The 17,651-nt window shown below is 63.0% G+C and carries 18 protein-coding genes; 9 read left to right on the top strand and 9 right to left on the bottom strand.

Annotated features, from left to right (window positions below):
- Positions 1-1,061: 1,061 nt before the first annotated feature.
- The gene (locus tag ACVJGD_RS23300) at positions 1,062-1,544 is read right to left on the bottom strand and encodes a hypothetical protein (RefSeq protein ID WP_456636505.1); all 483 of its coding nucleotides are present in this window, start codon (positions 1,542-1,544) and stop codon (positions 1,062-1,064) included.
- A gap of 156 nt (positions 1,545-1,700) precedes the next feature.
- Between ACVJGD_RS23300 and ACVJGD_RS23295 the strand changes: the two genes are divergently transcribed.
- The 6 genes from ACVJGD_RS23295 to ybgC all read left to right on the top strand — a co-directional run bounded on the left by ACVJGD_RS23295 (position 1,701) and on the right by ybgC (position 6,031).
- The gene (locus tag ACVJGD_RS23295) at positions 1,701-1,853 is read left to right on the top strand and encodes a hypothetical protein (protein WP_456636504.1); all 153 of its coding nucleotides are present in this window, start codon (positions 1,701-1,703) and stop codon (positions 1,851-1,853) included.
- A 201-nt stretch (positions 1,854-2,054) separates the two neighbouring features.
- A complete protein-coding gene (gene ruvC, locus ACVJGD_RS23290) occupies positions 2,055-2,582 on the top strand; it encodes a crossover junction endodeoxyribonuclease RuvC (RefSeq protein WP_456636503.1) in 528 nt (175 codons plus the stop codon).
- Complete coding sequence (gene ruvA, locus ACVJGD_RS23285; protein ID WP_456636502.1) at positions 2,579-3,196, top strand: Holliday junction branch migration protein RuvA; 618 nt, start codon at positions 2,579-2,581, stop codon at positions 3,194-3,196. Before ruvC ends, ruvA begins: the two co-directional genes overlap by 4 nt.
- Before the next feature lie 112 nt (positions 3,197-3,308).
- Positions 3,309-4,352, top strand: a complete 1,044-nt coding sequence (gene ruvB / locus ACVJGD_RS23280) for a Holliday junction branch migration DNA helicase RuvB (RefSeq protein WP_456636501.1) — start codon at positions 3,309-3,311, stop codon at positions 4,350-4,352.
- A 240-nt stretch (positions 4,353-4,592) separates the two neighbouring features.
- Complete coding sequence (locus tag ACVJGD_RS23275) at positions 4,593-5,513, top strand: metallophosphoesterase (protein ID WP_456636500.1); 921 nt, start codon at positions 4,593-4,595, stop codon at positions 5,511-5,513.
- 116 nt (positions 5,514-5,629) lie between these two features.
- Positions 5,630-6,031, top strand: coding sequence for a tol-pal system-associated acyl-CoA thioesterase (gene ybgC / locus ACVJGD_RS23270; RefSeq protein WP_456640345.1), 402 nt, complete (start codon positions 5,630-5,632; stop codon positions 6,029-6,031).
- 212 nt (positions 6,032-6,243) lie between these two features.
- On the opposite strand, the gene ACVJGD_RS23265 is transcribed toward ybgC, so the two are convergent.
- Positions 6,244-6,888, bottom strand: a complete 645-nt coding sequence (locus ACVJGD_RS23265; RefSeq protein WP_456636499.1) for a glutathione binding-like protein — start codon at positions 6,886-6,888, stop codon at positions 6,244-6,246.
- Between the two features lie 98 nt (positions 6,889-6,986).
- Between ACVJGD_RS23265 and ACVJGD_RS23260 the strand changes: the two genes are divergently transcribed.
- Positions 6,987-7,637, top strand: coding sequence for a TetR/AcrR family transcriptional regulator (locus ACVJGD_RS23260; protein ID WP_456636498.1), 651 nt, complete (start codon positions 6,987-6,989; stop codon positions 7,635-7,637).
- A gap of 157 nt (positions 7,638-7,794) precedes the next feature.
- Positions 7,795-8,568, top strand: coding sequence for a methanethiol S-methyltransferase (mddA, locus tag ACVJGD_RS23255; RefSeq protein WP_456636497.1), 774 nt, complete (start codon positions 7,795-7,797; stop codon positions 8,566-8,568).
- Positions 8,569-8,675: 107 nt separating this feature from the next.
- Here mddA and ACVJGD_RS23250 read toward each other — a convergent pair whose 3' ends face one another.
- Positions 8,676-9,458 (bottom strand): cytochrome c, encoded by a 783-nt coding sequence (locus tag ACVJGD_RS23250; RefSeq protein ID WP_456636496.1) that lies wholly within the window; start codon positions 9,456-9,458, stop codon positions 8,676-8,678.
- Between the two features lie 142 nt (positions 9,459-9,600).
- Positions 9,601-11,952 (bottom strand): phosphocholine-specific phospholipase C, encoded by a 2,352-nt coding sequence (locus ACVJGD_RS23245; protein WP_456636495.1) that lies wholly within the window; start codon positions 11,950-11,952, stop codon positions 9,601-9,603.
- Between the two features lie 366 nt (positions 11,953-12,318).
- Here ACVJGD_RS23245 and ACVJGD_RS23240 point away from each other — a divergent pair, with 366 nt between their 5' ends.
- Positions 12,319-13,194, top strand: a complete 876-nt coding sequence (locus tag ACVJGD_RS23240) for a MurR/RpiR family transcriptional regulator (RefSeq protein WP_456636494.1) — start codon at positions 12,319-12,321, stop codon at positions 13,192-13,194.
- Positions 13,195-13,462: 268 nt separating this feature from the next.
- On the opposite strand, the gene ACVJGD_RS23235 is transcribed toward ACVJGD_RS23240, so the two are convergent.
- Genes ACVJGD_RS23235 through ACVJGD_RS23215 form a run of 5 tightly spaced genes read right to left on the bottom strand, consistent with a single transcriptional unit; the run spans position 13,463 to position 17,420 of the window.
- On the bottom strand, positions 13,463-14,470 hold the full coding sequence (locus ACVJGD_RS23235; protein WP_456636493.1) for a PDR/VanB family oxidoreductase: 1,008 nt from the start codon (positions 14,468-14,470) through the stop codon (positions 13,463-13,465).
- Positions 14,467-15,045, bottom strand: a complete 579-nt coding sequence (locus ACVJGD_RS23230) for an MOSC domain-containing protein (protein WP_456640344.1) — start codon at positions 15,043-15,045, stop codon at positions 14,467-14,469. The genes ACVJGD_RS23235 and ACVJGD_RS23230 overlap by 4 nt, the downstream gene beginning before the upstream one ends.
- 9 nt (positions 15,046-15,054) lie before the next feature.
- Complete coding sequence (locus ACVJGD_RS23225) at positions 15,055-15,444, bottom strand: RidA family protein (RefSeq protein ID WP_456636492.1); 390 nt, start codon at positions 15,442-15,444, stop codon at positions 15,055-15,057.
- A gap of 37 nt (positions 15,445-15,481) precedes the next feature.
- Positions 15,482-16,102: a DJ-1/PfpI family protein gene (locus ACVJGD_RS23220; protein WP_456636491.1), complete on the bottom strand. Its 621-nt coding sequence runs from the start codon at positions 16,100-16,102 to the stop codon at positions 15,482-15,484.
- Entirely contained in the window at positions 16,059-17,420 is a 1,362-nt protein-coding gene (locus ACVJGD_RS23215; protein ID WP_456636490.1) for an MFS transporter, read from the bottom strand. The genes ACVJGD_RS23220 and ACVJGD_RS23215 overlap by 44 nt, the downstream gene beginning before the upstream one ends.
- Positions 17,421-17,651: the final 231 nt, after the last annotated feature.

The raw sequence follows: 17,651 nt of genomic DNA, 5'->3' as shown, positions 1-17,651 counted from the left end.
ATGAAACTTGCGACAATAGCATTGGCTTCAGCGTTCGCACTCTCAAGCACGTTCGCACTCGCGGGGACAAGTCATCATAAGTACGGTAAGTACAAGTCGGGCGCCAGGACTCACCAAGGTACGGTCGGCATGAGTTCCGCCCGGACCAATAAGGGTTCGATGGGTCGATATGGCGGTAGCTCAAACGACCGTGGAGGCCTGGTTGGCGGCGCCGACCCCGGTACCTACAAGCCCTGAGAGTTAAGCCCCGCGTTTCCGCGGGGCTCTTTTTCCTCTTCGATTGAAGTCGCGCGGCGTCAGACTGAAAAGAAATTGAATGACGGGGCAGTCGTCAACTGGATGCGCACGGGGCAAACGGCTGCTCCTATCGTGAAAAACCAGCGCAGGCCAATCGATGCTAGAATGTCTGCCTGTGGGCCCATTGCGACCGATTTGAGATGCCTCGCTTAGGTCTCCGATCGAGGGCAGAGCCGACGTGATTTGCTAGTCGCGAGTATTGCGGCTCGTGACCCGAAGCGGACGTGCGATATGCCGATCTGGAGGCTGTTCAGCGTTCCATTTGTTCGAGGAAGCTCTGGAGCTCTCGCTTTCTCATCTCACCATATTCGGGGTCTTTGGCTCTGATGTCGTCATCGTTTACCCACCATTGTAGAGCCAACCACGCAAAGTAAGCGGGCTCTCTATCCGACCGAATAACAACACCTGGCCTTGGCTTTATCTCGTCCCAACCATTCGAGGGTCGAGCGTCGAAATCCGCTTGAGTGAACGGCTGTCCAGAAATGATGCGATTGATCGACTCTACTATCCATTCTCTGACTGTGGATGCCGTCATAGCGAGCCTCGCGTCACAGGGCATCGCTTTATAACATGCGAAGTATACCGAAGATCGTTGCTCATCGAACTTGGTTGCTTGTTCGTTTCCGGCACAGGCCGGATGCAACGTCTGGATTTGGCCCAACTCGGACGTCTGGTGAGGTCTGCTATCGCGCCGCTATCAGGGGCACAGCGGACCTTCTACGGACCCTGATCCATGATCCGATTAGACGGAATCGGATCGTGCTCTAAGGCTGATTGCCCGGCTCGAAGGTGCAGTCGGCGCCGCCGCCGGCCTTTTGCTTGATCACCTTGGGATCGAGCGTGCAGTTCAGCTTTGATAGCCCTGCGATGTTCGATCCGGCGGCGCCCTCGGCGGAGATGCCTGCCATCAGCATTGTCGCAAACAGTTCGTTGGCGTCGCGGCCCTTCAGTGCGCGCTTGGCGATCTTGAAGGTGATGTCGCAGGAGCGCGACGTGATGTCGACATTACTGGTACGACAGACGATATTGTCGGCAGTGACGGAGATCTTTCCGCCATAGGGAAAAATGGTGTCGCCCTTGAAGAAGGAAGCGACGGCACGCTTGGGCGCGGCGGCGATCGGCGCGTATTGCGCGACTACGGCGGCGAGTGCCAGTGCCACCGGGCCTGACGCGGAGGTTGCCGTCGCGGCGCCCGCGTCGCTGATCGTAAGCAAGAGAGTGAGAGCTGCCAGAGGTCCCGCGCGCATCGTTCCTGTCTCCCGGTCGGTGATCGACTCCTGACCTTAGCTAGCACGGCAAGTCCTGCCGAAGGGTGACTTTTCACCCACGCTCAATCCCAACACGCAGACAGCCACGCGGGCCGGGCCGCGCTTTGCAAGCAGACCGGCCCCGCGACCAAGGCCTTGCGCGGGCCAGTCATCGGCGTCACTCTTGCGGGACGCGACATCAAGATCGCCGTCGCGGTCGAAAGCGGCGAGGAACTGCAGAAGGGGCCGTATGTGGCGGAGACGTTTCCGGTACACGTCGAGGACAATTACGTCGTCGTCGAGGTGTAGTGAATCGGCCACCGGTCGTCCCCGCGAAGGCGGGGCCCATACCGCGTAATGTCTCAACAGGCGTTGGTGGCAGCCACCTTCCGCAAAACTACGCCCTGTGGTTATGGGGCCCCGGGACGACACCGAGTGCGCAGTGCTTTCCCCGTGCATGACCGCCCCGTTTGTGTTTCGTTCTCGAAACACAGCGGCTATCACTATCCCATGACAATGCAGCCGATTCGCAAACCCACCCGCATCCTCGGGATCGACCCCGGCCTTCGCCGCACCGGCTGGGGCGTGATCGAGGTCGAGGGCAACCGGCTGGTTTTTGTCGGCTGCGGCTCGATCGAGCCGTCGGACCGCTTGCCGCTGGCGGGACGGCTGCTCGCGATCCATGAGGGGCTCGCCGCGGTGCTCGGCGACTTTCATCCCGCGGAGGCTGCGGTCGAGCAGACGTTTGTCAACAAGGACGGCGTCGCGACGCTGAAACTCGGCCAGGCCCGCGGCGTCGCCATGCTGGCGCCCGCAAAGTTCGGCATCGAGGTCGCCGAATATGCGCCGAACCAGGTCAAGAAAACCGTGGTCGGCGCCGGACATGCCGAGAAGAACCAGATCGCCATGATGCTGAAGATCCTGCTGCCCAAGGCCGAGCCGCAATCCCCCGACGCCGCCGATGCACTCGCAGTCGCGATCACGCACGCCCATCACCGCCAAAGCGCCGCGCTGCGGCTGAGGGTCGCAAGTCTATGATCGGCAAGCTCAAGGGCCTCATCGACTCCTATGGCGAGGACTACGTGATCCTCGACGTCGGCGGCGTCGGCTATCAGGTGCATTGCTCGGCGCGAACGCTGCAGGCGTTACCGTCGCCGGGCGAGGCCGCTGTGCTCTCGATCGAGACCTATGTGCGCGAGGACCAGATCAAACTGTTCGGCTTCCGCACCGACAACGAGCGCGAATGGTTCCGCCTCTTGCAGACCGTACAGGGCGTCGGCGCCAAGGTCGCGCTCGCCGTGCTCGGCACGCTGCCGCCTTCCGAACTCGCGAACGCGATCGCGCTGCGCGACAAGGCGGCGGTGGCGCGCACGCCGGGCGTCGGGCCGAAGGTCGCCGAGCGCATCGTCAGCGAGTTGAAAGACAAGGCGCCTCAGTTTGCCAACGTCGATCCCGCCGTGGTCCATCTCGCCGGCGCCATCGACAATGAGCGCGCGCCGCGTCCGGTCGCGGACGCGATCTCGGCCCTCATCAATCTTGGCTACGGCCAGCCGCAGGCCGCCGCCGCCATCGCGGCCGCCTCGCGCAGCGCGGGCGAGCAGGCGGAAACGGCGCAGCTCATCCGGCTGGGCCTGAAGGAGCTCGCGAAGTGAATGCTCAGACCGTAGGGTGGGCAAAGCGAAGCGTGCCCACCATGACGAGGGAAGTGTTGGTGGTGGGCACGCTGCGCTTTGCCCACCCTACAATCGTGAGGGAGCTCGCGAAGTGAACCCGCCCTCCCGCATCGTCACCCCCGAGCGACGCGCCGATGATGTCGGCGACACGGCGCTGCGTCCGCAATCGCTGTCCGAGTTCGTCGGTCAGGCGCAGGCGCGCAAGAACCTCTCGATCTTCATCGAGGCGGCGCGCAAGCGCGGCGAGGCGCTGGATCACGTGCTGTTCGTTGGCCCCCCAGGTCTCGGCAAGACGACGCTGGCGCAGATCGTTGCGCGCGAGCTCGGCGTCGGCTTTCGCGCGACGTCGGGTCCGGTGATCGCCAAGGCCGGCGATCTTGCCGCGCTCCTGACCAATCTGGAGGAGCGCGATGTCCTCTTCATCGATGAAATCCATCGCCTGAGCCCGGCGGTGGAGGAGGTGCTCTATCCCGCGATGGAGGATTTCCAGCTCGACCTCATCATCGGCGAGGGGCCTGCGGCGCGCTCGGTGAAGATCGAACTTTCAAAATTCACCCTCGTCGGCGCCACCACGCGCGCCGGCCTGCTCACCAATCCCTTGCGCGATCGTTTCGGCATTCCGATCCGGCTGAATTTCTATACCGAGGAGGAGTTGGAAAAGATCGTCACCCGCGGCGCCCGCGTGCTCAACATCGGCATGAGCCCTGACGGCGCCAACGAGATCGCCCGCCGCGCCCGCGGCACACCGCGCATCGCCGGCCGCCTGCTGCGCCGGGTGCGCGATTTTGCATCCGCAGCGGACGCCAATTCGGTCGACCGCGCCATCGCCGACCACGCGCTTTCCGCGCTCGAGGTCGATGCCGCAGGCCTCGATGCGATGGACCGCCGCTACCTCACCACCATCGCGATGAACTATGGCGGCGGGCCGGTCGGCGTCGAGACGATGGCGGCGGCGTTGTCCGAGCCGCGCGATGCGATCGAGGACATCATCGAGCCCTATCTGATCCAGTGCGGCTATCTGCAGCGCACCCCACGCGGCCGGCTGCTCACCTCGCACGCCTTCCGCCACCTCGGCCTCGCCGAGCCCTCGCGCGATCCCTCGCAATTCGGCCTGTTCGGCAGCGACGACGACTGATTTTCTTCACCTCTCCCGCTTGCGGGAGAGGTCGGCGCGCAGCGCCGGGTGAGGGCTCTCTCCCCACGAAGAGTCTGAATCGCGGAGACACCCTCACCCCGGGAGAGGGGGCGCAGTGCCACCGTCGATGCATTTCGCGTTCACATCCTCGTGCACGCCAACCCCTGACAATCTGCACAAACGCACCGTAATTCCGCTCCAATCGGACCCCATCTACGGGGTGCATCACCGATCAACCCCATGTTCTCACGGCGTCAGTTCTTCAGGTCCATCGGCGGTTTGACCGCCCTCACGGCGTCGACTTCGGCCTATGGCTTCGGCGTCGAGCCGGTATTGCGGCTCCGCGTCACGCGTTACAATCTCACGCCGGCGCGATGGCCGGCGGATTTCCCGCTGAAGATCGCCGTGATCGCCGACCTGCACGCCTGCGATCCCTGGATGTCGCTGGAGCGCATCGAGGCGATCGTCGCACGCACCAATGCGCTTGAGCCTGACGTCATCGTGATGCTCGGCGATTACGTCGCCGGCCACCGCCATGTCACCCGCTTCATTCCGGCAAGCGAATGGGCCGCGGTGCTGGCGAACCTCAAGGCGCCGCTCGGCGTGCATGCGATCCTCGGCAACCACGATTACTGGGACGACAAGACCGTGCAGCGCGAGGGGCAGGGGCTGACGGTGGCCCATCGCGCGCTCGAAGCTAACGGCATTCCGGTCTACGAGAACGACGCCAGGCGCCTGACCAAGGACGGCCGCCCATTCTGGCTCGCCGGCCTCGGCGATCAGCTCGCCTATATGCCGGCGCGACGTTTCCGCCCCGTGCGTCGCATCGGCATCGACGATCTCGGCGCGACGCTTGCGAAAGTCACCGACGATGCACCGGTCATTCTGCTGGCGCATGAACCTGACGTCGCGCTGCGCGTCCCATCGCGCGTGGCGCTGCAATTGTCCGGCCACACCCATGGCGGCCAGGTCCGCCTGCTCGGCTGGTCGCCGGCGGTGCCGCCGCGCCAGGGCGTCGAGCTCGCCTACGGCCATCTCCGCACCGCCTGCGACGTCATCGTCTCCGGTGGCCTCGGCTGCAGCATCATGCCGTTCCGCATCGGCGTTCCCCCGGAGATCGTGCTGGTGACCCTTGGCAAGGCAGCAGCGGCGGTGGCTTAATACACGCTTGCGCGTGGCGCGGATTTTGCGCAAAAGCTCGATTTTTCCAACGAGACGATCGAGGCTCGCAAGTGACAGCTCATCTCGACGGCGAGGTCCGCGACGGCCGCCATCACATGCAGGTCCGTGTCTATTACGAGGACACGGATTTTTCCGGCATCGTCTATCACGCCAATTATCTGCGCTTCATGGAGCGCGGCCGCACCAATCATCTGCGGTTGATGGGCGCCGAGCAGCATGCGCTGTTCGCGGAGACCGAGGTGGAGACGCCGGGCTTTGCGTTCGTCGTGCGCTCGATGCAGATCGACTTCCTGCGGCCGGCACGGATGGACGACGTGCTCGACGTCGTGACCTGGCCGGTCGCCGTGAAGGGCGCCTCGATCACGCTGGCGCAGGAGGTGCGGCGCGGCGATGAGGTGCTGGTGAAGGCGCAGGTACGCGTCGCCTTCATTTGCGACGGCAAGGCCCAGCCGATCCCGAAAGCGCTGCGCCTCCTGCTGAAGGCTGACGTGGTTTGACGTTCGCGCCACAAATTCACTGTCGTCCCGGCCTTGAGCCGGGACCCATAACCACAAATGTGAGTAGTGACGCGAGCAGGTAGCCCCAATGTCCTCTAACCACAAGCGCCTGTGGTTATGGGTCCCGGGTCAAGCCCGGGACGACGTGGGAGAGAGTGCGCGCCCCTCATTATCGTCCCGGCCAGCGAAGCGCAGAGCCGGGACGACCACTGCTACGCCGCCGCCTTGTGGCGTGCGATCTCGGCCTTGTAGAGCTCGAACTCCTCCGCGATCGCCTTTGCCACGGAGGGCCGCGCGCGCAGGCGTTCGTAGTAGGCCTTCAGCGCCGGCCATTTTGCCAGTTCGACCGGCGGCGTCGCCATGGTCCAGTTGATGACGGTGACGAGGTAGGCGTCCGCCACGCTGAAATGGTCGAGCAGGTAGTCGCGCCCCTTCAGATAGTTGTCGAGATAGTCGAGCCGCGACAGATTCTTGTCCAGCACATAGGTCTTCGCGTCCTGCGGCGCCTTCCTGTCCAGCAGCGTCACGAACAGGCCCTTGTGCAGTTCGGTGCCGATGAAGCAGAGCCATTGATGCAGCCGGCTGCGCTCCATGCCGGCGCCGCTGCCGATATTGGCCTGCGGGAAATGGTCGGCGACATATTGCAGGATCGCGGCGTTCTCGGTCAGTACCGCGCCGTCATCGGTGCGCAGCGTCGGCACCAGGCCGAGCGGATTGATCCTGGTGAAATCCGAGCCGTCGTTCAGCACCACCTTGGTCCTCGGATCGACCTCCAGATAGCCGGCGCTGGCCTCCGCTTCATACAGCGCGATGCGGGTCGCCATCGAGCAGGCGAGCGGCGAGAAATAAAGCTCCATGGGTGCCTCCTTGGCAGTTCGGCCCGGCGGCCGGGCCTTTAAGTTGATTTTTGTACTGTTCAGCATAATATGATTGAGGTCAAGGAATTTTCTGCGAAATGGTACAAAAAAAGAAGAAGCTGCCATCTGCTGCCAGGAAGACTGATACCGCCGCGCCAAAGCGGCGCGGCCGGCCGCGCGCCTATGAGCCCGACGTCGCGCTCGGCAAGGCGCTCGACCTGTTCCGCAAGCGCGGCTTTGCCGCGACCTCGCTCGACGATCTGAGCGCCGCCACCGGCATGAACAGGCCGAGCCTCTACGGCGCGTTCGGCGACAAGCGCGAGCTCTACATCAAGAGCTACCAGCGCTATCGCGATGATGCGCGCGCCGCGATGATCGACATCTTCCGCGAGGAGCTGCCGATCCGCGAGAGGCTGACGCGCATCTATGCGGTGGCGCTCGACATCTATCTCGCAGGCGATTCCCCGCGCGGCTGCTTCACGGTGGTGACGGCCGCTTCCGACGCGGTCGCCGATCCCGAGATCCGCGCTTTGGCGCTCGACGGCTTCGTCGAGCTCGACAAGGGTTTTGCCGCGTGCTTCCGCCGCGGCAAGGAAAAGGGCGAGCTATCGCCGACGGCCGACGTCACCGCGCTCGCGCAACTCGCTTCCGCCACCCTCCACACCATCGCGCTCCGCGCCCGCGCCCGCGTCTCTCGCAAGGAATTGGAAGCCCTCGTCAACGGCGCCATCGACGTGATGTGCCGCTGACGATGCCTCTTTGAAAAAGACAGAAGGTGTCCGACGACCAATATTACGTCTGCAACAATTTAGATCGGGAATGAAATAGCGCCGTCACCTCATCCCTCCATCCTTTGCCACGCGATGCGAGATGATCGAACATCTCCCTCGCTGAAAAGGTGCAAAAATGGCCCGAATTGCTTCAATCTGTTTCGGCCTCGTCGCCTATGCAATCTTCCTGGGCACGCTCCTCTATATGATCGGTTTCGTCTTCGGCGCGGTGGTGCCGAAGAGCATCGACTCAGGGCCCGCCGCGCCAACCCTCGAGGCGGTGATCGTCAATCTTCTGCTATTGTCGCTGTTCGCTCTTCAGCACAGCGTGATGGCCCGAAGGACATTCAAGCAGTGGTGGACCCGGTTCATTCCAAAGGCCATTGAGCGAAGCGTGTATGTCTTTCTCTCCAGTCTGGCGCTGCTCCTGCTGGTTTGGCAATGGCGTCCCATTCCCGCGACGATCTGGAGCGTTGTGGATCCGACCGCCGCCACGGCCCTGACGGCGCTCTCACTGTTCGGCTGGCTGATCGCGCTTTTCGCCAGCTTCCAGATAAATCACTTTGAGCTGTTCGGCCTGCAACAGGTAATCGCAAATCGCACGGTCAGCACTGTCGGTGATGCTCGTTTCAAGACTCCATTTCTGTACAGATTGGTACGCCATCCGCTCTATCTCGGCTTCATCATCGCGTTCTGGTCGACTCCAACAATGACGGCTGGGCACCTTCTGTTCGCCGCCGTCACAACGGCCTACATTTTCATTGGCGCCAGCCTGGAGGAGCGCGATCTGATTGCACTGTTTGGCGATCAGTATCGGCAGTACCGTCAGCGAGTCGCAATGCTGGTGCCTTGGCCTCGTTCCATCAAAGCCGATCGCTACACAACTGAGCCCAACGCCGGCGACCGCTGAGGCCTCCGAACTTCATCGCGTTCTAGTGCTTGCTGCTTCCGCGCTCCGTTGCTCGGCTCTTCCTGTCCGCCATATGCTTCAGATACGCCAATATCAGCCCGATTTCCTCATCGCTCAGGTCCTCTTCGGCAAAGCTGGGCATCCGCTGCTCGGGCCAAACCCGAACTGAGCGCGTATCTCGGATCAGCGCGCAAGCCGGCTTCGGTGAAGTACTCCGTCGGGTTCATCGGCAAATTCAGATCGGGGCCAGCCGACGCCGGTCCTGCCTTGTTCATCGGATGGCAGGTGAAGCATTTGTTGACGAAAACGATTTGGCCGTCTCGCGCCGGATCGAGCGCGGGGAGCTTGGGATCTACCGCGAGTGAGGGCCAGCGCGCAGCCGGCGCGTCCTGCACCGATAAGCTTACAACCTGGTAGGGCCAGTTCATGATTGGGACGGATGACGCTTGATGGCCGACCCATACGATATAGAAGGGGCCTGCGCTCTTGGTCTTCCCCGGAATTGGCGGCCACGGTTGGTCGGCGACTTCGATTGCCAAGTACCCGGTGATGCCGTCGTTTGCATAGACCAGATCGCGAGGGAGTTGGGTCACGAAGCCGTCTTGCGCTGCCGCTTCCACCACGGCATCGCCTGGAATGGCAACGCCTTCAAACAACTTCGCGAGCGCCACCGCTCGATATCTCCGAGGAGCGCGATATGCGACGTCACGCGACGTGGTGATTTCGACGACATCCGGACGGGCAAGCAGGGCGTCCCGATCGAAGACCTGCACGCGGCCACCGGCTGACACCGTCAACGTCGGACCGGCCGCCCAGATCGATGTTGGCCCAATAGAGGCAACCAGCGAGATAGCTGCTGCCAAAGCAAGCCTGATCATCGTTGCAGGCATATCCGAAGTATCCCTCGAATCATCGACACTTTCCTGCCTCTGAGAGATTCGTCGTAGGCCAGTGCAGTCTGATACAAGGTGAGGATGAAATGAAGGCGCCCGAAGGCGCCTCCAAATCGCTGTGGTGATTGCGCCGCCCGCTTCAGAACCGGTCGTCCACGCCCATGCCGGGATCGCTCACCGAAGGGCGGCCGGTTTCCACATGGCCGGCTACGCGCCGATAGAAGCCGCTGCCCGAGTCGCTGGTGATGATGAAGTCATACCACAGGCCGGTGGTGCGCAGATTCCAGTATAGCTCGCTGGGGCGGCCGGAAGCGGACACCTTGACGTCCCACGACGTGCGCGGACCGCCGCCGAAGTCGGGTCCTGGGAAGAAGACCGGCGGATTGAAGCCGAAGCCGGGCGCGCAGACGTCGGGAGCGTGCCGGAAGCCAGGCACCGGGCCGAAGCCCACGGGACGGACGTTGGGACGCGGACCGAAACCCGGAGGCTCCGGCTGCATCGCGGCGGCTACCGAGGCGCTGACGGCGAGCAGCGGTCCATAGATCTTGTTGGATTTCACCGTGAAGCGCAGGTGGCCGTTGCCGTCGTTGCGGAGCTGCAGGTGCAGACCGCCGTCGTGGACATTGTAGCCGACGAAGATCTCGGGGTTGGGCTCATTCTTGTGCCGCATCGTAGAAATGTCGCCCTTGAAGTGGCGGTGGAAGCCATTGGGGGCGAGCACCCACAGATCATAAAGGCCATCGTCGCCGACTGACCATTCGTCGTCCAGCATCTGGCCGGCCTCGACGGTGTAGCGCCGCGGAATGCGATCCAGGTGCATTTTGTCGTAGACGTGGAACACGGCGCCTGCAAAGCCGGTGTTGGCGAACAGGAGCCTGACTTTGTTCTTGCTGGCGTCAACCTGGGCGCTGGCGTGCAGAATGTAGGGAAGCGAGCGCGAGAAGCGGACGCCGGTTTCCTGAAACAGCGGCTGGGGCGTCGCCGGCGCGGTGGGTGCCGGCAGCGTCTTCTGGCGCGCATCCGATGCTTGCCAGTTGCTCTGGTCGGGCAGTTCCGGGAAGCGAGGGTCGTTGGGGCTCGCGAAGTCGAAGGCCGTGGTGAGGTCGCCCGAAATGGCGCGATGCCAGGGGCTGATCGCGTCCACCTTGATGCCGAAGCGCTTCTCGAGGAATCGGCCCACCGACGTGTGGTCGAAGACCTGCGAATTGACCCAGCCGCCCTTGCTCCACGGCGAGACGACGTACATCGGCACGCGCGCACTGAGGCCCCAGGGACGGATGTTGCCGCTGATCGTGTCGGCGCTGCTCAGCACGTTGCCGACGGTGTTGGAGAAATATTCGCCCGCGAGCGGCATCGTGGCCTTGCCCATCACGTTGCCGTCGATGTCATAAGACGGCACTGCCGGTGCCGGCAGGTGATCGAAGAAGCCGTCGTTCTCGTCGAAAGTCAGGAAGAAGACGGTCTGGCTCCAGACCTCAGGGTTGGCGGTGAGTGCTTCCAGCACCTGGTCGGTGAAATTGCCGGCGCGGGTCGGGCTTCCACCGCCAGGATGCTCGGAGTTGGCCTGCGTCGGCAAAATCCACGAGACTTGCGGCAGGTTGCCGCTCATCACGTCGGCCTTCAATCTGGCCAGATAGTCCGGACCGCCGGTCAGGCCGTGCACATAGTTGGGATCGTTCGGCTGTGCGTGGCGGAAGCTGGCGAACGCCAGACAGCCGTGCATCGCGCCGGTCCAGTTGTCGTTCATGTCCTGGTAGATGTGCCAGCTTACGCCGGCGCGCTGCAGCAGATCGGGAAGGGTGTCCCAGTTGAAGTCGCTGCCGACATAGCGGTAGGTCGGCTGCGGCTGAGGCACGCCGGCCACCCACTTGGAAGGGTTGGGCCAGCAGCGGCTGTTGTTGGGCTCGGAATCGTTCGTCGTACAGTTGATGCCCTGCGCGCGCAGCGCGGGATTGAAGTTGGAGCCCGACCAGAACACGATCCGGTTGGGGTCGGTGCCGGTGGTGATGGAGGCGTGGTAGGCATCGCACAGCGTGAAGGCCTCGGCGAGCGCGAACTGGAAGGGGATGTCGTCGCGGCCGAAATAGCCCATCGCATACGGGGTCTTGTACTTGGCCCAGAAGCCCATCTTGCCCTGGTTCCACGCTGCCTGGCTATCGCCAAACGAGTGCGGCGTGCCGTAACCGACCAGCGCGTTGCTGGTTGCGGAGTCGCGATGATAGGGCGGGATCTCGCGCGTACCGTCGGACTGGAACCAGACCGGCTTGCCGCTTTCGAGCGGAATAGGGAAGCGATCGCCGAAGCCGCGCACGCCGCGCAGCGTACCGAAATAGTGGTCGAACGAGCGGTTCTCCTGCATCAGGATCACGACGTGCTTGACGTCCTTGATGGTGCCGGTCCGGCGCCTCGCAGGAATGGCCAGAGCGCGGTCGATGCTGGCAAAGGCAGCCGCCGCCGTGGCGCCCGCCAGAAAATCGCGACGTGTTGTCATTCTTATTCTACCTTAGGTTGAACAGTTGAAGAAACGGACGACGGTTTGCAGCGCAGGCTTGGCTCACTGCGCGGGCAAGCCGGTCGGCAATAGCAGTGCGACTTGACGCCGCTGTGAATAATTTATTTCCAGCGGAATTTTTTGTGAGCTTTTCTCAGTATAGGGTGGCAGCGCTACGGGGCGATCTGGGAGCAGGAATAGAGTGAGAGAGCACGAGAGACGGAACCAGGCGGGAATGACACATGCGCCATCATCGTCGCCGGCTGGTCCCGGCGGCCCACGAGAATTGAAGCTCTGCGCAAGAGGAATCGCGGTAACGTTGGGCGATCCGTCAAATGAATTCCCACATTGTTCGCGAGGGCGCGCGTGACACGCTCGAACTTCAATGCAGGATCGTCCGTAAGCGGTATCCTGTCCCGCGTTCGTGAATTGCAGTCTGATCTTCCGCCGAAAGCCAGGCAAATCGCCGAGCTGATTGTCGCGCAGCCTGAGTCTTTCATTCACATGTCGATCACCGAAGTTGCCGAGACGTGTGGCGTCAGCGAAGGCACGATCGTTTCCTTTTGCGCCCGGGTGGGCGCTCGAGGTTTTCAGGAGCTCAAGATTCTTCTGGCGCGGGATCTGATCGAGCCGGTTCGTCTGATTCAGGAGGATCTGCATCGGGGCGATGATCCTGCGACGGTCACGGATCACATCTTTGCCGCCCACGCCGCTTCGCTCCACGAGACGCGCCGCCTGCTCTCAATGGAATCATTGGCGAAGGCGGCAAGCCTGTTGAGGCAAGCGCAGCGGATTGAGATCTATGGCATAGGAAGCTCGGCGCCAATTGCGCAGGACCTTTCCTATCGCTTGCTGCAACTGGGGCTCGCAGCGAGCGCCGTCGTCGATTCTCACGTCCAGGCCGTCAGCGCTGGCATGACCGGCTCGGCCGTCACGACCGTCACGGTGTCTCACTCAGGCAGCACGGTCGAGACCGTGCTCGCGACCCGATTGGCGCGGGAAGCCGGTGCCCGGACCATCGGTATCACGCGCCTCGGCAAGTCGCCTCTCGCGGCGCATTGCGACGTTCTTCTCTATACTGTCGCAAATGAAACCCGATATCGGCCCGAGGCCATGAGCAGCCGCGTCGCTCAGCTCGCTATTATCGACACCTTGGTGAGCTGCTGCGCCCTGACCGACACCGAGCGCTCTGTTGACAGGCTTCAACACGCCGCGCGTATCCTTTCCGAGAAGCGCTTTTGACAGCGCAGCTTCGGACCGAGAACCGTTGACCGCCACGGGATGGATGTCCCTGCCAGGCACAGAATGTGCCACAGAGTTCCGCGGTCCGATCGCAGGGCTATCGCATATGAAAATAGAACTTGGTGGGCGGTCCCTTCGCGGCCCATCCTTCGAGACGCCGCTGCGCGGCTCCTCAGGATGAGGTCTGATTCGCGGCGGAATCGATCTTAGACCCTCATGGTGAGGAGCGCCGCTTGCGGCGCGTCTCGAACCATGAGGCCCGCCTCGTTCACGGCCACCAAACAGCCATATGCGATAGCCCTGGGTCCGACCCGGGCCGAGATTTGTCGATCTTATCTATAGCTCCAATGTTACGCTTACGCGCGCGCGAGACGCACAGCATCAGCCGGTCCTGCCGCTTCGACGTCGGCAACACCTTGTCGCGATGCAGGACAATGCCGTCGCGATAGCCACATTCGCAGGAGCCGCAGACGCCCATCTCGCAGGACGATGGCAGTGGGAAATCATGCTCGCGCAGCACATCGAGCAACGACTTGTCCGCAGGCACAAGAATCCGCTGCCCGGTGGATGCCACCATGGCCTCGAACGGCTCGGGCTTGAAGTTCTCATCCACCGTCATCTGGAAATGTTCGCAGTGAATCTGCTCCTCGGACCAGTCCGACAGCGACGACTGCACAGCATCAAGCAGCCGTTGCGGCCCACAGATGTAGATGTGGGTGCCGGGACTGTGCGGACCGATCACCGCCGGATCGAACCGTTCGCCGTGCTTCGAGAACCAGCACCGCAGGTCATCGCCGCAGACCTGCGCCAGTTCAGCAAGCAGCGGCGCCTCGGACGGCGACCTCGCACAATAGTGCAGCGTAAACGCCTTGCCCCAATGCCTCAGGCTGCGCGCCATCGCGAGCAACGGCGTGATGCCGATCCCGCCCGCGATCAGGACATAGCGCTCGCCGTCCGGCGTCAGAGGAAGATTGTTGCGCGGCGCGGAGATGTGGACCTCGCAGCCCTCCCTCAGCGTCTGGTGCGCCCACACCGAGCCGCCACGGCCGTTCGCCTCGCGTTTGATGGCGATCTCGTAGCGTGCGGTGTCGGCGGGATCGCCGCAGAGCGAATATTGCCGCACGCGCCCGTCGGGCAGGCGCATGTCGACATGGGCACCCGCCCTCCATTCAGGCAGAGCGGGCCGCAGGGGGTGAACGAGCGTCAGATGAATAACGTCCGCTGTCGAGAAGCCCAGCTTCTCGACACGCAGCTTCATGATCAAACGTGCCGTCATGCGCGGAGCAACTCGATCTCGTCGCCGGGGCGGATGATGCCGCCGCGCTCGATGCCACAGTTCAGTCCGGAGCGATTGTAGAGCGGGAGGAACACCGGCAGACCGAGGAGCTCTTCCAGGTACTTGCACGGAAAGTTCAGCCGCCCGCCGCGCAGGATCACGTCGCCGACGCGAAAGCGCCGCCCGACGAGATGGTTCAGCGGCACGCCCTGCACCGTCAGATTGCGGCGGTGGTCGCGCGGCTCCAGCGTGATCGGCCCCTGCTGCAAGGGAGGATCGTTGCGGGAGAGCGCATCCAGCGCTTCCTGCTCGATCAGCGTGACCTCGCGCACATCGGGCTTGGGCGAATAGGTGCCGAGACCGTTATAGTAACGGTCGCCGACGATTCCCCGCCCGGCCACGCATTCCGCCTCGGCAAGCTCCTCCATCTCGTAGCTGGCGCTTGGCGCGATGTGGATGTGCAGCAGGACGCCGCGCCACTGCGTGGCGCCGCCGCCTTGGGTGACGGCGACCGAACCTGCCGGATGCGCGAACGCCTCGATCATCTTCGGCGACGGCCGCCCTGGCGAATGCATGTTCATGGCTCATCCTTTCGTGCGTAGCGCAATGGCTTCGACTTCCACCAACGCATCCTTCGGCAGCCGCGCGACCTCGATGGTCGAGCGCGCCGGCGGCGCATTGCTGAAGAACTCGGCATAGATCCCGTTCATCACGGCGAAGTCGTCCATGTTCTTCAGGAACACCGTGGTCTTGACGACGCTCTCGAAGGAAGCGCCGCCCGCTTGCAGCACCGCGGACAGATTGGCCAGCGACTGGCGCGTCTGCCGTTCGATGCCTTCCGGAATCGTCCCGCTGACAGGATCGATCGGAAGCTGCCCGGACGCAAAAACGAACTGCTCGGTGCGCACGGCCTGCGAGTACGGACCCGCAGCGGGCGCGGCCTTGTCGGTGCTGACGAGGAATTTGGTGGTCATGTGGTCTTCTTTCTTTTTCTGACGTTCGAGGAGAGGTCTATCCCGCGAGAAATTCCTCGCGGTTCATGTTGGCTTTGCGTGCACGCTGATATTCGATGATGCGCGCGGTTTCGCTGGCGACGGCTTCACCCAGCATGCGCTGGATGATGTGCAGCGTGGTGTCGATGCAGAGCGACACGCCGCCTCCCGTCACCACCGCACCGCTGTCGACGATGGGGGCCTCCTGCGCGTCGATCTGCGGATACGCGCTGCGCATCCGCAGAAGCGGCGACACTTCCGGCGGCGCGACCGCGCGTTTCGTGGTGGCGGCGATGCCGTCGAGCACGCCGCTCGCCGCGAGGATCATGCCGCCCGTGCACACGGACGCCACCTGCGTGGAGGCATGGACGCGCCTGACATAGTCGAGGGTTGCCTCCGACGCGGCCTGCCGCTCCCACCCCGGACCGCCGGTCACGATGACGACGTCGCACGCCGGCGCATCATCGATACCGAACTGCGCGATGACATCGAGACCGTTGGACAGGCTGATGATCCCCGCCTTCGGCGCGATGGTGCAGATGCGGATCTGAGGAGCGATCCGGCGTGCCATGGACAGCACGCCGAAGGTTGCGAGATCAATCGGCTCGACACCGTCGTAGATGAAGATTCCAAACAGCATGGAGCCTCTCCGCTTCAGCCGATGTTTCATCCTTGGTTTCCCGCGCGGCAAAGGCTGCCCACAGCGTCAGGATGGCGATGCCGATCATCATCACCGAGACGCCCGTGGTGCCGCCGAAGTAGCCGACCAGTGCCGTGGCGATGATCGGCGAGAATCCGCCGCCGATGGCGGCTGCCGCCTGGAACCCGAACGACGCGCCGCTGTAGCGAACCCGCGGTCCGAACAGTTCGGGGAAGTAGGTGGATTCCAGTCCGAACATCATGCCGTGCCCGAAATTCATGGCGATGATGATGGCCAGCGTCACCATGGCGACACTCTTGGTTTCCAGCATCCAGAACAGCGGAAACGCGAAGGCGATGGTGAACAGCGCGCCCAGGATGAAGAACACGCGGCGACCGACCTTGTCCGACAGCCAGCCGAACAGAGGCAGCGTGATCAGTTCGAACAATGCGGCATACATCACCGCATCGAGCATCATCTGCTTGGGGAGCGCCAGCGTCGCCGTCGCGTATACCACCACAAACACCGTGAGCATATAGACCCACGACACTTCGGACAGCTTCAGGCCGACGGCGATGAGGAACGTCTTGAAGTTCTTCCCGACAGCCTCGCCGAACGGATTCTTCGAGAACGCGTCGGTGGCCTTCATCTTCTCGAAGACCGGCGTCTCTGGAACCCGCGAGCGGATGAACGTACCGAGCGCGAGCAGAACGACACTGGCCAGGAACGGAATGCGCCAGCCCCATGCCTGGAAGTCGGCCTCGGGAAGCTTCGTCGCCAGCGCAAACACCAGCGTCGCCAGCACCAGGCCGATGGGAAAACCGATCTGCACGAAGCTGCCGTAGAAGCCGCGCTTGTCGGCGGGCGAGTGCTCGATGACCATCAGCGAGGCGCCGCCCCACTCGCCGCCAAGGCCGATGCCTTGAATGACGCGCAGCAGGATCAGGAGGATGGGTGCGAGTACGCCGATGGAGGCGTAGTTCGGCAGCAACCCGATGCAGAACGTGCTCAGGCCCATGATGAACATCGTCAGCACCAGCATCGACTTGCGTCCCATCCGGTCGCCGAAATGGCCGAACAGCGCGCCGCCGAGCGGGCGGGCCACAAAGCCGACGGCGTAAGTGCCGAGCGCGGCAAGCGTGCCCGTCAAGGGATCAATGGTCGGAAAGAACGCCTTGTTGAAAACGAGCGCCGCGGCGGTCGCATAGATCAGGAAATCATACCACTCGATGATGGTGCCGACGCTGCTCGCAATCACGATCGATCGCATCTTGGAGCCAGCCGTTCGGGTGTCAGACATGGTCGCAGCAATGCTCATTTCCAACTCCTTATAGAAAGCTCCGAGGAACACATTTCCCCTTTATGAGAAGCTTTTCTACAAAAGTGGATGCAAGCGGTGTGCCGGAAATCCCCGCTGAAAACGCTGGGTTTTTTCGCGAGCACGAATGCTTTGATGAATTTGGAAGCTGCGAGTGCCCACAAAAGCCTGAAAATCAGCCGCTGCATGCAATTGCGGCAAGAAGCCCGCAACAGCGCGCCGACGCCCATC

It is taken from the genome of Bradyrhizobium sp. USDA 10063 (assembly GCF_054063735.1).
Note: the sequence above shows the minus strand (reverse complement) of the source record. Positions and strands in the feature narration are given on the sequence as shown.

Coding starts and splice junctions, on each gene's coding strand:
- ACVJGD_RS23300 (WP_456636505.1), bottom strand. CDS start 1,544: ATGCGCGCGGGACCTCTGGCAGCTCTCACTCTCTTGCTTACGATCAGC.
- ruvC (WP_456636503.1), top strand. CDS start 2,055: ATGACAATGCAGCCGATTCGCAAACCCACCCGCATCCTCGGGATCGAC.
- ruvA (WP_456636502.1), top strand. CDS start 2,579: ATGATCGGCAAGCTCAAGGGCCTCATCGACTCCTATGGCGAGGACTAC.
- ACVJGD_RS23275 (WP_456636500.1), top strand. CDS start 4,593: ATGTTCTCACGGCGTCAGTTCTTCAGGTCCATCGGCGGTTTGACCGCC.
- ybgC (WP_456640345.1), top strand. CDS start 5,630: ATGCAGGTCCGTGTCTATTACGAGGACACGGATTTTTCCGGCATCGTC.
- ACVJGD_RS23265 (WP_456636499.1), bottom strand. CDS start 6,888: ATGGAGCTTTATTTCTCGCCGCTCGCCTGCTCGATGGCGACCCGCATC.
- ACVJGD_RS23260 (WP_456636498.1), top strand. CDS start 6,987: ATGGTACAAAAAAAGAAGAAGCTGCCATCTGCTGCCAGGAAGACTGAT.
- mddA (WP_456636497.1), top strand. CDS start 7,795: ATGGCCCGAATTGCTTCAATCTGTTTCGGCCTCGTCGCCTATGCAATC.
- ACVJGD_RS23250 (WP_456636496.1), bottom strand. CDS start 9,458: ATGCCTGCAACGATGATCAGGCTTGCTTTGGCAGCAGCTATCTCGCTG.
- ACVJGD_RS23245 (WP_456636495.1), bottom strand. CDS start 11,952: ATGACAACACGTCGCGATTTTCTGGCGGGCGCCACGGCGGCGGCTGCC.
- ACVJGD_RS23235 (WP_456636493.1), bottom strand. CDS start 14,470: ATGACGGCACGTTTGATCATGAAGCTGCGTGTCGAGAAGCTGGGCTTC.
- ACVJGD_RS23230 (WP_456640344.1), bottom strand. CDS start 15,045: ATGCATTCGCCAGGGCGGCCGTCGCCGAAGATGATCGAGGCGTTCGCG.
- ACVJGD_RS23225 (WP_456636492.1), bottom strand. CDS start 15,444: ATGACCACCAAATTCCTCGTCAGCACCGACAAGGCCGCGCCCGCTGCG.
- ACVJGD_RS23220 (WP_456636491.1), bottom strand. CDS start 16,102: ATGCTGTTTGGAATCTTCATCTACGACGGTGTCGAGCCGATTGATCTC.
- ACVJGD_RS23215 (WP_456636490.1), bottom strand. CDS start 17,420: ATGAGCATTGCTGCGACCATGTCTGACACCCGAACGGCTGGCTCCAAG.